This is a genomic window from Streptomyces sp. TSRI0107, assembly GCF_001905845.1.
Lineage (GTDB): Bacteria > Actinomycetota > Actinomycetes > Streptomycetales > Streptomycetaceae > Streptomyces.
The window spans coordinates 334279-346933 of record NZ_LIVZ01000012.1; the positions used below are offsets into that span (position 1 = coordinate 334279).

The 12655-nt window shown below is 74.7% G+C and carries 10 protein-coding genes; 4 read left to right on the forward strand and 6 right to left on the reverse strand.

Annotated elements, in window-relative coordinates:
- Positions 1-33: 33 nt before the first annotated feature.
- Both AMK31_RS30665 and AMK31_RS30670 read right to left on the reverse strand, forming a co-directional pair.
- The gene (locus AMK31_RS30665; RefSeq protein ID WP_073943936.1) at positions 34-5157 is read right to left on the reverse strand and encodes a hypothetical protein; all 5124 of its coding nucleotides are present in this window, start codon (positions 5155-5157) and stop codon (positions 34-36) included.
- Positions 5154-6008 (reverse strand): DUF4132 domain-containing protein, encoded by an 855-nt coding sequence (locus AMK31_RS30670; RefSeq protein WP_073943937.1) that lies wholly within the window; start codon positions 6006-6008, stop codon positions 5154-5156. The genes AMK31_RS30665 and AMK31_RS30670 overlap by 4 nt, the downstream gene beginning before the upstream one ends.
- 152 nt (positions 6009-6160) lie before the next feature.
- Here AMK31_RS30670 and AMK31_RS30675 point away from each other — a divergent pair, with 152 nt between their 5' ends.
- Positions 6161-7117 (forward strand): helix-turn-helix transcriptional regulator, encoded by a 957-nt coding sequence (locus tag AMK31_RS30675; protein ID WP_073943938.1) that lies wholly within the window; start codon positions 6161-6163, stop codon positions 7115-7117.
- A 19-nt stretch (positions 7118-7136) separates the two neighbouring features.
- Here the strand turns inward: AMK31_RS30675 and AMK31_RS30680 are convergent, their stop codons facing one another.
- Positions 7137-7454 carry an ANTAR domain-containing protein gene (locus AMK31_RS30680; protein ID WP_073943939.1) on the reverse strand — a complete coding sequence of 106 codons (318 nt, stop codon included), beginning with the start codon at positions 7452-7454 and terminating at the stop codon, positions 7137-7139.
- A gap of 131 nt (positions 7455-7585) precedes the next feature.
- Positions 7586-8083, reverse strand: coding sequence for a hypothetical protein (locus AMK31_RS40115; protein ID WP_073943940.1), 498 nt, complete (start codon positions 8081-8083; stop codon positions 7586-7588).
- Positions 8084-8225: 142 nt separating this feature from the next.
- Here AMK31_RS40115 and AMK31_RS30690 point away from each other — a divergent pair, with 142 nt between their 5' ends.
- The gene (locus tag AMK31_RS30690; protein WP_073943978.1) at positions 8226-8453 is read left to right on the forward strand and encodes a DUF5133 domain-containing protein; all 228 of its coding nucleotides are present in this window, start codon (positions 8226-8228) and stop codon (positions 8451-8453) included.
- Here AMK31_RS30690 and AMK31_RS30695 read toward each other — a convergent pair.
- Both AMK31_RS30695 and AMK31_RS30700 read right to left on the reverse strand, forming a co-directional pair.
- Entirely contained in the window at positions 8389-10638 is a 2250-nt protein-coding gene (locus AMK31_RS30695; RefSeq protein WP_198948598.1) for an FUSC family protein, read from the reverse strand. The genes AMK31_RS30690 and AMK31_RS30695 overlap by 65 nt on opposite strands.
- A 61-nt stretch (positions 10639-10699) precedes the next feature.
- On the reverse strand, positions 10700-11317 hold the full coding sequence (locus AMK31_RS30700) for a TOPRIM nucleotidyl transferase/hydrolase domain-containing protein (protein ID WP_073943941.1): 618 nt from the start codon (positions 11315-11317) through the stop codon (positions 10700-10702).
- 196 nt (positions 11318-11513) lie between these two features.
- Here AMK31_RS30700 and AMK31_RS40120 point away from each other — a divergent pair, with 196 nt between their 5' ends.
- Both AMK31_RS40120 and AMK31_RS30705 read left to right on the forward strand, forming a co-directional pair.
- Complete coding sequence (locus AMK31_RS40120; RefSeq protein WP_107468769.1) at positions 11514-11690, forward strand: hypothetical protein; 177 nt, start codon at positions 11514-11516, stop codon at positions 11688-11690.
- Between the two features lie 79 nt (positions 11691-11769).
- On the forward strand, positions 11770-12483 hold the full coding sequence (locus AMK31_RS30705; protein WP_073943942.1) for a hypothetical protein: 714 nt from the start codon (positions 11770-11772) through the stop codon (positions 12481-12483).
- Positions 12484-12655 lie beyond the last annotated feature (172 nt).

Consider the following 12655-nt stretch of genomic DNA (forward strand, 5'->3'; position numbering starts at 1 on the left):
GCACGGGTTCTTCCAGGTGCGGGTCGGCGGTGGTCATCGGCGGCGCCCCTTGCGGGTGGCGCGGGTGGTGAGTTCCTCGTAGGCCGGGGCGTCACCGGCGCGGACGCGGTCCCACGCCCGGGCGAACAGCTCGGGCACCGGCATCAGCGGCACCGCGCGGGAGTGCTCGCCGACCGGGTAGAGGCCCTGCTTCCAGATCTCCACCGGCAGCGCGGGCGACTTCAGGTCGAGCCAGCCGCCCGGCAGGAACAGGGTGCGCCCGGCGCGCGCCCGCTTCGCCTCGACGACCAGAGCGGTGGCCGCGAGCTCCGCGCGGGCCTTCTTCACGCGGGCGGGCTTCCAGCCCGTCCAGCGGACGCAGTTGCGGTCCGTCGGGTCGGGCAGGGCCAGCAGCTGGAGGTACAGCGCCGCCGCGTCCGCGCTCAGACCGTGGGCCTCGGCGACCTCGGCGACCAGGCCGGGCACGCTGACCGTCGGATCCTGCGCGTACCCGGTGGGCCCTGCGGGATCCGATCCGGCCGCGAGCGCGTGGGCGAGGTCGTCGCCCAGGATCGTCCGCAGCGCCCGCATGCCGTCGCCCCGCGCGGGCCCGACGAGTCCGTCGACCAGGCCGAACACCGGGTCGTCCGCCTCCGTGAGGGCACCCGTGCGGACCAGGACGGTCTCCTGGTCGCCGTACCAGGGGCGCAGCACCAGCGCCTCGCCCACCCGCGTCAGGCCGTGCGCGTCGGCACCGCCGGTGGCCGGCATCCCGTACGCCTTGCGCAGTTCCACCGCGGTCGACGAGCCCTTCTCCGTCCACGCCAGGTCGAGGTCGAGCAGCAGCCCCGGGTCGGCGACCCGGCGGCGCAGCGCGGCCAGCCCCTCCGGCAGGACGGCGCGCAGCGAGTGCCCGTACGGCAGGGCGTACGCGAGCCCGGCCAGGGCGGCCACGGCACGCGTCAGCTCGTACCGGCCGGGCAGCGCCCGGGGGTCGTCCGGCACGAGGTTGCCGTCCTTGTCGGGCCGCAGCACCGTGGTGCGGCTGAGCCACGGGGTACGGCGCGGATTGAGGACGCCCTCGGCGGTGCCGGTGGGCACGCCGGCCGCGGAGAGTTCCCCGGCGAGGTCCTCGGGCAGGCGGACGACCCCGGCCAGCCGTTCGGCCCACAGCCGTCCCGCCGCGTCCGTGTCCGGTCCGGCCGTCCACAGGCCGGCGGGGTCGTCGGGCAGCAGCGCGCCGACGAGCGCCGCGCGGTCGCCGGAGTCCAGCGAGGCCAGCAGCGCGTCGCCGAGCTCCTTCTGCCGTGGCTTCAGCCCGGTGGCGGCGATCACCTCGTCGGTGAGCTGGGACGGCCGCCCGGCGACGAGCAGGGCCGCCTGCACGGGTCCGAGCCCGTCCCGCGTCGCGGCGACGAGGGCGGCCGGCGCTCCCGGCTGCCAGGGTGCGGCACCCTTGTCCCGGATCAGCCCGGTCACCGCGGCCAGCGCGTCGGCCGGGAACACCGGCGGGTGCGCGGTCTCCGACGCCGACGTGAAGTGCGCGACCGCGCCGAACTCACCCGCCGGGTCGTGGTCCAGCGCCAGCCAGTGCACCCGACCGGCGCGGCGGTCGACGTTCTGGCAGCCGAGGACGACGACGGTGCGGCCGTCGCGGCGCAGCACCTGACCGACCCGTTCCTGACCCTTGTGCGGCTCGCTCAGCACGACCTCGCGCAGCGCGCCCCCGGGCACGGCCAGCGGGCCCTCCGCGACGGCTTCGAACAGCAGCAGCAGTGCCTGCCGCTGCGCCTCGGGCAGGGCGGGCGAGGCGGCGCGGTAGGCCAGCGGGCGCAGCACGTCCAGCACGGACGGCCACATCGCGCCGATGCCCGGCACGGTGCCCTCGTCGCTGCGCCACCCGTCGGCGGCCCCGGCGAGCCGGGCGGACTCGGGCAGGGGCTTGCCGTCGGCCGGCTTCCCGGACAGCACGTGGTTCACGGCGCGGATCTGGCGCAGCGCGGACCAGCGCTTGTCGCCGCCCCACCAACCGTGCAGGTCGGCGAGGCCGGAGACGGCCTCGCGCAGGGTCTCGTCGTCGCCGTCCTCCGGACGGTAGTCGGCGAACATCCCGTCGGCACGCTTGCGCTCCACCTTCGACGGCTCCACCGGCGGCGCCACGAACGAGGCGACCGACTCCGCCAGCCGCAGCACCGCGCGCACGAGCGCGGCGACACCGGTGAGCACATGAGGCTCGGTGAGGGCGGGCAGAAGACGCGCGACGGTGTCCCGCAGGACCTCGTCGGCGCTCGGAAGCGCGGGCCGGCCGGTACCGGCGCCCTTCGTGTTCCCGCCGGCGCCGGTCCCCGCAGCGTTACTGCCGGCGCCGACCCCCGCCGTGTTCCCGGCCCCGGCCGCCGCCTCCGCCGCCTTCGCCCGGGCGGCCGCCTCCGCTGCCCGCGCCTGCCACTCCGCCAGCGCCTGGGCCCCGGCGCGCAGCAACTCCTCCGCCTGCTCGTCGCTCAGCGCCCGCAGCAGCGCCGACGCGCCCTCGTCGCGCGGCCGCAGCGCGTGCCAGAAGTGGAGGGGCGGAACCAGCCGCGTCCCGGCGGCGAACTCGCCGCCGCGCTCCAGCGCCGTCACCCGGCCCGACTCCCGCACGCCGGTCTCGTCGACCGTGTACAGGGCGACCTGACGGTGCGTGGCGACGACGACGGGCTCGGCGCCGCCGGGCAGCCGCAGCGCGCCGACCGGAACACCCGGCACCCGGCCCTGTGCCGTCGGCAGGGTGACGGTCCGGCCGTCCGGCGTGCCGGCCGTGGTGCGGGCCTCCTCACCCTCGCCCTCGGCGCGCACCCAGTGGCCGAGGACCGTGCCGTCCGTGCCGAACGGGCTGTGCTCCAGGCCGGGCTGCAAGGGCAGCACCGTGCAGTGCTGCTGGAGCAGCGCGGTGTCCTCGCGGATGCCGGACCGCAGGAACGCGGGCAGCGAGGCACGTCCGTGCGTGCCGGTGGCGGGGTCGTACTCGAGCCACACCTGCTGCCGCCCCTGCCGTCCCTGGCGCCAGTACGAGGTGCCGTCCCCGAGGATGCGGCGGGCGGGCGGCACGACCGTGTCCCCGGCGTGCAGGGCGCGCCCGCCGGTGGCGCGGCCGCCACCCGGCAGCGGGATGGAGGTCTCACCGGCATCGCCGCTGCCGTACCAGTTCGGGAGCCGCTCGCCGCCGAGCGGGAACACCTCGGACGGGCGGGCCGACCAGTAGCCGTGCTGCTTGCCGTCGTGCCGCCACATCACCAGCAGCTCGCCGTCCGTGTACCGGAACGACGGCCGCTGCCAGCGGTCCAGCTCCACCGGCAGCCGCAGGTCGTGCTCCAGCAGGATGTCCTCCGGCCCCACGACGATCGCCTTGTGCCGGCGGGAGAGGATCAGCGTCGGCCAGGCCTCCTGAACGGCGAGCGTGTCGTCGCGGTCGCGGTCGCGGTCGCGCCGCGTCTCGGCGTCCAGGCGCCGCAGCGCCTCGTCGAGGGCGGGCCAGCCCAGCTCGTCCAGGACACCGCCGCGCAGGGTGCGGCCGAGCAGCGGCGCCACGTCGAGCGAGGACGCACGGGCCACGGCCTGCGGGCTGACCCGGGCGGCGACGGTACGGAACGGCCGCATGCGCTGCAGCGCGACGCGTGCGTCGGGCAGTCCCGCCGCGCCGTCCAGCTCGGCGGCGGCGTCGTCCAGCCACTCGCGCAGCACGTCGGCGAGCACGGGGTGCGCGGCCAGTTCCTCCACCATCTCCGAGCCGGAACGGTGGCCGCTCAGATTGCCGACGGCGGCGTACAGCAGACGCCGGCAGCGCGGGTCCGCCGCGAGGGCGGTCAGGTCCCGCCGCCCGGGCCGGATCTCCTCCAGCCACCGGTTGAGGTTGAGGAAGACGTCCTCGTCGGGCGCGGGCAGCGCCAGCGGGACGTCCAGCGCCGCACACAGGTCGAACAGGTCGAGGTCCGCGCCCGCGTGCCAGCGGCCGGTGAACAGGTCCACCGGTCGGCCCTGGGCGCGCAGCCGCGGGGCCATGCGCTCCACCAGCGCGAGGGTGGCCGGCGAGCGGTCGCTGACCGTGCCGCCGTGCTTGCGGTGCAGCGCCCAGCGGCCGAGCCAGGCCGCCGCGTCGACCTCGTCCGCCGCCTCGGCCTCGCCGGTCAGCAGCCGGTCCGCGCCGGTCTCGGCGAGCAGCGCCAGCCAGAACTCGTCGTCCTCCGTGGAGCGGCCCAGTCCCGCCGGCATGATCTCCAGCAGCCGGACGCGGACGGCGGGCCGGCTCTCGGCCAGGACGACGAGCGTCGCCCGGTACGAGTTCCAGAAGGACGCGGGCGCCCGGACCGCCGCGGGCGACGCGAGCAGGTCCGCGACCAGGGCGCACTCCTCCGTGACCCGGTCCAGGCCCGCCGCCTTGATCAGGGCGCGCGCGTCCTGCGGCAGCGACGCGTACGGCGGCATCCCGCCCGCGCAGCGCTCCACGGTCAGCTGCCGGAACTGCGCCCAGGCCTCCGCCGGGGCCAGCCGTGCCGACAGGTCCTTGACGTGCTCCTTGAGCGCCTTGACCGTCAGCGCCCCGGCGAACGCGAACTCCAGGAACACGGCCCGCTGCCGCTCCTCGTCCACGGTCAGCGCGTGCACCCGCTCCGCCTCGCGGGCCTTGCCGAAGAAGGCGGCCGCGTACGTGGTGTTCTCGTGCTGGAGGAAGACGCGGGCGGCCTGCTCGTAGAACGTGGGCAGGAAGTGCGGCACGGCCCGGCCGAGTCGCTCGCCCAGCGCCTCGAAGCCCTCCTTCGCGGTGCCGGGGCGCGACTTGGCCTGCCGGGCGAGCCGTTCGACGTCCTTGACCAGCGCCAGCGCGTGGTGCCCGTTCGCCGGGTCGTTGACCAGCGCCCACGCCGGGAAGCCCAGGGCCTCCCGGCGGATCTGGCCGACCTCGCGCGGCTCCGGCTCCCGGGCGAGCCCCAGGAAGTCCATCGCCAGGTCCTCCGCCTCGCCGAGCGTGCCGGGCACCAGCCGTGCGACCGTCCGCTCGTCCAGCGCCGGGTGGGTGTACGCGCGGACGGTGAGGACGTCGGCGTCCTCCCGGTCCGTGGTGCCCGGGGGCAGGACGGCGCCGGCGTCGAGCAGCGCGGCGACAGTGGTCTCGTCGTACACGGTTGTGCCGTACGCCGTCATGCCGCACGCTCCTCGTCCTCGATGTCGCGTCCCGCGTACAGCGCGGCCGCCATGCGCATGCCCTCCGACCAGGCCACCGGGCCGACCAGACCGAGCTTCAGCACCCGGCCCGCCTGGTCGGTGAAGACCAGGGGACCGGTCTCCGTCTCCTCGTAGCCGTCGTAGTCGCCGACCCACACCCGGGCCTCGACGCCCCGGCCGGCCTCCAGCACGGAGCACACGGCGTTGCCGCCGCGCACGCGGTAGCCCAGCTGCGTCGCCCGGCCGTGCAGGAAACGCAGTTCCTTGAAGGCGCCGCCCGCGTAGTCCTCGACGGAGGTCGCCTCGGCGTCCAATGCCGCGGGCCGCTGCCACACCTCGCGGAAGAGCTGCTGGGCGCGCTGCTCGACGCCGAGCTCGACGGCGAACTCCCGCAGCTCCTCCAGGTCGTCGAGGAGCACGGGGTGCGGCAGGCGGACCAGATCGGGGGTGATGCGGACGGTGTCGCCGTCGAGGTCGACCAGGCCGAGGCCGCGCTCGGGGTCGGCGTCCCGCAGGAACCCGGCCACCGTGCCGTCCGCCCCCGTGACCACCAGGTCCCGCAGGGCGGCCTGCCAGGCCGGGTCCGGCCACACCCGCGCCAGGACGGCGAACGGCACCGGCAGCGAGCGCACCATCCACCGCTCCACGTCGGCCAGGCACTGCCGCTCGTGCCGCTCCAGCCACTCGGCGAGCTGCCGCAGCCCCACCACGGCCGGATCGTCGGCGATCTTGGGCGGTACGGACTTCAGCCGCCGCCCGGCCGCGTTGCGGCACACCACCTTGCCGTCGTCAAGGGCGACTTCATAGCCGCCCGCCGACACCCACCCCATTCGTGTGCCTCCCGCACCCGCGATGATCAAGTGACGGGAACTGTAGAGGAGGGCACTGACAACGGGTTCGCAGGGCTGCCGCCCGGAAGTGGAAACCGCTGCTCGGGGTACGGTCACCAGTACTTGCAGACGATCGCCGGGACGGTGCCGTGATGAGTTCGCTGGTGTTCGACAGCGATGACCTGGAGGAGACCGAGGAATTCCTCTGCCGGGCCTACGCCCGCATGACCATCGGCAGCGGCAGCCCGGAGGGGAACACGGCACGCATGCGCCGCGACACCATGCCCTCGGTCAGCGTCGACGAGCTGGACCTGGGCTTCGACATGAGCTACGCGGTGGAGCCCCTGGGGAGGATATGCCTGTGCCTGGTCCATGAGGGGACCGTCCAGGACCACGTGTTCCAGGGCGTGCGGGATTCCTTCGGCCCCGGCGACATGGTCCTCTTCGCACCGCCGGACCTGCCGTACGCCGGCCGGATCTGCTCCGCCCGCTACAACATCACGATGCTGGACCCCGGCCTGCTGGACCAGGTCGCCGCGACCGGGCCGAAGCCGCTCCGGGAGCCGGTACGGCTGACGGGGCACCGTCCGCACTCGCCGGCCGCGGCCCGGCACCTGAAGCAGACCATCACCTACCTGCGCGACCACGTCCTCGGCGACCCGGACGCCGCGGGTCAGCCGCTGATCGCCTCGGCCAGCGGCCAGCTGCTCGCCGCGAGCGTCCTGGCCGCCTTCCCGAACACCGCGCACACGGACCCGACCGCGCAGGACCGCACGGACGCCCACCCGGCCACCCTCAGACGGGCCGTCGCGTACATCGAGGACCACGCCGACCAGCCCCTCACGGTCGCCGACATCGCGGCCGCCGCCCACGTCACGATCCGCGCCCTGCAGTACGCCTTCCGACGTCACCTCGACACCACGCCGCTCGCCTACCTGCGCCGGGTCCGCCTCGCGCAGGTCCACCGGGAACTGCGCGCCGCCCACCCGCTGGGCGGGACCACCGTCGGGGACATCGCCGCGCGCTGGGGCTTCGCCCATCCCGGCCGGTTCGCCGCGCTCTACCGCGAGGCCTACGGGACCAGCCCGTCCGACACCCTGCGCGGCTGAGCCACGGCACGGGCCGCGATCAACCGACGACGGCACCCTCCCCAGGTCCCTGACGGCTCTCCAGCGCGGTGTTCAACGCGTGGCGGATCTCAGGCGGCAGCCACTGGCAGCGGGGCCACTGCACGATGTGCTCCGCCACCTCCCGCAGCTTGGTGTTCGTGTGCTGCGACACCGTCTTGAGCACGTCCCACGCCGAGTCGGGGCTCAGTCCCCCGTAGGCGATCACCACGCCGATGGCCTGGTCGACCACGGCGTGGGAGACGACGGCATGCCTCAGCTGTTCGACTTCCTCCTGCAGATCGATCATCCTGCGCACGGGGTCCTCTGGCTGGCGCATGCTGGGCCCGGTCCTTGCTTAGTCGGCCACTGGTCACCGGGCTTCTGCCCCCGCCCCACGTGCGCAGCAGCCCCTGGAACGAAGACATGCGGCCCCGGTGGTCCGGAAAACGAAACGACGTGCGTGAGGCGTCACCGAGCCGCGCGCCTCTTCGCCGCGAACCGGCGGTAGTGCTCGACCCGCTCGCCGTCCACGTCGATCAGTTCCAGGATGTCGATCGCCGTCTCGCGTTCGCCGGAGACGGCCTCACGCAGGATCAGGGCGAGGCCTTCCCGGGCACGCATCCGGCACTCGCCGTCCAGGTGCGCACGGCCGTACGCCTCCTCGGAGGGGTGTGGGTCCCCGGCCACGAGGTGCCACAGCAGCGTCACGAGATACGCCCGGGCGTGGTCCGACAGGGGTTCCGTCAGCGCGGCGAGGATGACACCGACGGCGGGCACCGCCGCCTCGAAGAGCCCTCCCCGGTCGATGAGGTGGCCGTCCAGGTCCGCGTCGGCCATCTCCGCGTAGGTCTCCGCCTCCAGCACCCGCCGGAACAGATCGGGCACGTGCTCCGCGCCTTCACCGCATCCGCATCGCAGCCGCCCCCACGCGTAGCGGTCGAGCTCGGCCCGGACCGGCTTGGCCATGCGCACGGAACCCGTACCTCCGTCGGTTGGCTGGGAAGGTCGCGCTCACGGTACCGCCGTCGGGGGGAATGCCGGCCGGGAGCCGGGGCACATGGGTCGTCGTACGGCCCACGTGCACAACGGTGACAAGGGAGGCTTCTCGATGCTCATGGCACACCCCGCTGTACTGAAGAACCTGATCGAGCAGTACGACACGCTGCGCATCCTGCACGCCGAGGAGGGCAGCACCGAGGTGCGCCAGCGGATGGACGACGTCGCCTACACGCTGTGCGTGGCGACCGGAACGCGAGACATCGACGCCGCTCTCATCGCCGCCCGCCACCAGCTTCCCGGTGCCCGCCCTGAGGACGACTCCCTGCTGACGACGTGACGGTCCGCCCGGCAGTCGCGCCTTCGCCGGCACCGGCCGGCGGACCGCCGCCGGCGATGCGCGTCAGGTCGTTCGCCAGCGACTCCAGCCACGCCACGGCCGCGTAGTACAGCCGAGGCGTGCCCGGTGGCCCGGCGGCGGCCTTCGTGAACGCGGGATCGACCAGTGGCACCGGCGCGGTCGGGGTGTCACCACCGGGATCCAGCGCCGCCGAGACCAGCAGCATCCGGCCCGCGAGGCGTTCCCCCAGCGTGCCGACCGACTCCGCCGCCCCCGGAGCCAGCTCGACGCGCGGCGGCTCCAGGAGGCGTTCGGAGCCCCACAGCGTGTGGTGGCCGGCGATCAGGGTCGCCTGCCAGTCCACCTTGGGCAGCGTCGCCGGGCGGCCCGTGCCGCCGAAGCGCGACGGCTCGCTCTGGAACTGCGCGTACGCGGACTCCGCGAGGATGACCGCGTGATGCAGCGACCGGTGAGCGGGCGCACCCGACGGCGCGGCCACCGCGCCGCCGCCCGCCAGCGACGCGGTGGTGGCCACCGCAATCTCCGCGGCCCGGCGCAGAAGTGCCGCGGCCGCGTGGCGCAGCTCGTCATGGGCGCCGCGCGGCCACGCCAGCACGCCGAAGACGGCGCCGATCGCGCTGCCGACCAGCACGTCCAGCATCCGCACCTCGGCCAGCCGCCACGTCGACGGCGCCAGCTGGGCGAAGACCAGCGCCACGAGCACGGTGAAGAGGCCCTGCGCCCAGCCGACACCCCGCACCGGTCCCACCGTGAAGACGAACAGCATCCACACGGGCAGCAGCACGGCGTAGACGGCGGTGTCGGTGCCCGCCACCGTCAGGACTCCACCCGCCACCAGCGCCCCGGCCAGCGTTCCCGCGAGCGCCAGACGGATCGTGTGCCAGGTGTCGTCCATGGTCGTCCGGGTGAGCGTGAGCGTCGCCAGCATCGCCCAGAACCCGTGAGGCAGCGTGTCCAATCCGGCCACGAGCCGGGCCGCCGTCAACGCCAGGGCGATGCGCACCGCGTTCTGGAACAGCACCGACCGGCGTCCGGCATGGCCGCGCAGCCGGTGCCACCACAGGGCGGGCGCCCGGACCGTGGCGTACCAGAAGAGGCCCCGGGGCGCCTGGACCACGGCATGCCGGCCCCGCACGGCCCGATCGGCCGCCGCGCCCATCGCCAGCGAGGCATCGGCGACCTCCAGCACGGCGGCGTGCTCCCGCAGCACCGCGGGCGGGAACCGGGCGGCGGCGGAGGAGCCGGATGGGCTCACGCCCTCCGACAACGCCGACAGGCGCGCGCCGGCCGCGTCCAGCTCCTCGTACGGCGCCACAGGCGACGGCCCCGACCGCAGACAGGCCCCGGTCGCCGTGGCCAGCTCCGCCACCGCCCGCAGTACCGCGATCACCTCGGGGGCCGGCTCGCGCGGCGGCGGAGGCAGCTGGGCGAGGCGGCTCAGGAGGGTGCGGGTGGCGAGACCGGTGTGCGCGAGGGCGCGATCGTGCACACCCGGCCCCGCGGGCCGTTCCGCCTCGGGCACGTTCAAGGACCGCAGCGCCTGGCCCGCCTCCGCGGCCGCTGCCCTGTCCGCGTCGGTCAGCGTGTACGGCGGCTGGGACAGCAGGCGCGCGCAACGCGCGGCGGTCCGCAGGGCGTCGGAGGTCCGTTCGCGGTAGGTCGCCGGGACGGGCTCGGCGAAGAGCAGCGCCTCGGCCGCGGCGAGCAGCGCCAGCCCGGCGGTCGTCCCGATCAGCCGGTCGCCGAGCGAGCCCGGATCGTACGGCGGGAAGGACGGCAGGATGTACAGCAGCTGCAGCCCCGGCGCCGTCCCCGCCGGACGCGGGCCGCCCACGGCGGCGAAGGCCAGCGCGAAGCCGACCACCAGCATGCCCAGTACGGCGCTCCAGGTGCGCACCGACAGGTAGGTGCCGACGACCACCAGCAGCCAGCACACCGGCAGCACGCGCAGCACGATCGCGGCCCGCTGCCGCCCGGTGCCGGGTATCCGGGCAAGCCCGCCGAGCGCCACCGCGCCGAACAGCGCGTACGTGGCCGCGACGGGGCGGTCGAGTCCGTACCGGAAGAAGAAGAAACCGGCCGTGGCGGCGAGGGCCACGCGTACCGCCCGACGGAACGAGGCGGCGTAGGCGGCCGGGTTCCACGCGAGTCGGAGACCCCTCACCCCTTCAGGATCACCCACGACCGGCGCCCCGGCATCCGGCGGTCCCGCATGCCCGGAGGTGTCAGAGGCCGGCGAGCAGGCCGTCGAGCGGGGCGGGTACGCGGTCGGGGGCGAGCGCCTCGACGAGGACGCGGCCGTAGTGGATCTTGCGTCCCTTCTTCGTGCCGAAGAAGCGCCGCAACTGCTGCTGTGCGGTGCGGCCCTGCTGCGCCGGCTGCCGCAGGAAGGTCCGCAGGGCGCGCAGGTCGCCCTCCGCGCGGACTAGTTCCTCCACCCGTGCCACGCCCAACGCGCGGATCAGCTCGTCCTCCAGGTCCGCCGCGCAGACGAAGAACTCCTGCCGGGCCGCACCGGCCCGCTCCAGGGCGCGCGCGTAGTAGCGGCGCTCCGCCTCGTCGCAAAGGCCCGTGAGGCGGAGACCCAGACCGGGTGGCCCGAGGAGCTGGGTGAAGCGCCCGACGCTCATCGCGCCGCCGATCGGCAGGACGCAGACGCCTTCCGCCGCCAGGTCCCGGCCGCGGCCGGCGGCCAGCGCGTCGACCGCCGCTACGTCGCTGGGCCCTTCGAGCAGGACGACCGTCCGTACGGACAGCCGCGCGGCCAGCTCGTGCGCCGGGTCGCCGGAGCCACCGGCCGCCCACGTGGTGACCGCCTCCTGGAACGCCCCCATGTCAGCCATGGGACGAGTCTGCGCCCTTTCCGGCCACCACGGCAGGGATTTTCCGCTGCCGAGGCGCTGCCGAGGCAGGCCGGGGCACTGCCGAGGCACGCGGCCGACCGGGCGAACCGCCTGACCGGTGTTCAGGACGCGGCCGGGGGCATACGCATGACACGGTCCCCACGGCCGATCCGTTCGACTCCCAAGGAGGCACACCGTGCTGGCCATCATCGCGGCGGTCCTGCTCTTCATCGCGTTCCTCATCAACGCGGCGGACATCTCCACCAACGACGTCTTCACCTCGACCAACGTCATGCTGATCGGCTTCGCCCTGCTGGCCCTGCACGTCGCGGGCATCGGCAGCGGCTGGGCGGCACGGGGGCGCAGGCGCTGACGGTCGGCGCGCCGGGGCACCGCCTGATAGCCTGTGATCTTCGCCGGTCGTCCGGACGGAGTCCGCCTGGCAGGTCGCCATGTCCGGTCCCCAGCGTCAGCTCCAGACCGCGCTCGACGCGCTGGACGACGCCTTCGCATCCGAAGCGCCGTTCACCGTCACCGGGTGCGCGTACTGCTACGGCGAGCAGGACCTCGCCGCACTCTCCGGCCCGCTGAGCGGGATATCGGACGACCTGCTCGCCGCCGTCGCCGCGGAGACGCCCGACCACTGGGACGACTTCCCGCGCCTGTACCGCCGTCTCGCCCCGCTCGTCGTCCGCTCCGTCGTCACCGGCACGCTCCACGTCGACGAGGACCTCATCGCCTCCCGGCTGGTCCGGGCGGGCTGGACCACCTGGGACGCCCCGCTGGCCGAAGCCCTGCGCGACGTCTGGCAGACCTGGTGGCAGAGCACGCTGCACACCCACCCCACCCCCGTCCGCATCCGGAAGACCCTCGGTCTCCTCACCGTCGCCAACGCGAGCCTGCGCCCGTGGCTGAGCACCTGGACCGCCACCCGCACCCCGGCGGCCGACGCCCACCTCGCCGACCTCCTCGACGACGTGCTGTGCGAGTTCGAGATCACCGACCTGACCATGGGGTTCTACGGCGAGTACGACGCCGGCGCGGAACTGCTGGACTGGCTCCTCACCGACGTACACGACCGCGTCGACGACGCACGTCTCACCGACCCGTACCTCCTCGACCACCATCGGGCAGTCACCGCGCGGCCCCACCAGCGCCTGCCCTAGGGGGTGTCTCGCCGATCAGGCCGGGCTCGCGGCGTCTGGCACCGCGCCTCGCCGCGTTGTCGTCACTCGCCGATTCCCCCAAGCTCTCGGCTCCGCTCGAGCAGGGGGGACCCCCACCGCATCGGCTCCCTCCTCCGCCTTGCGATGCACGGCACCAGACGCCGCTCCCTGA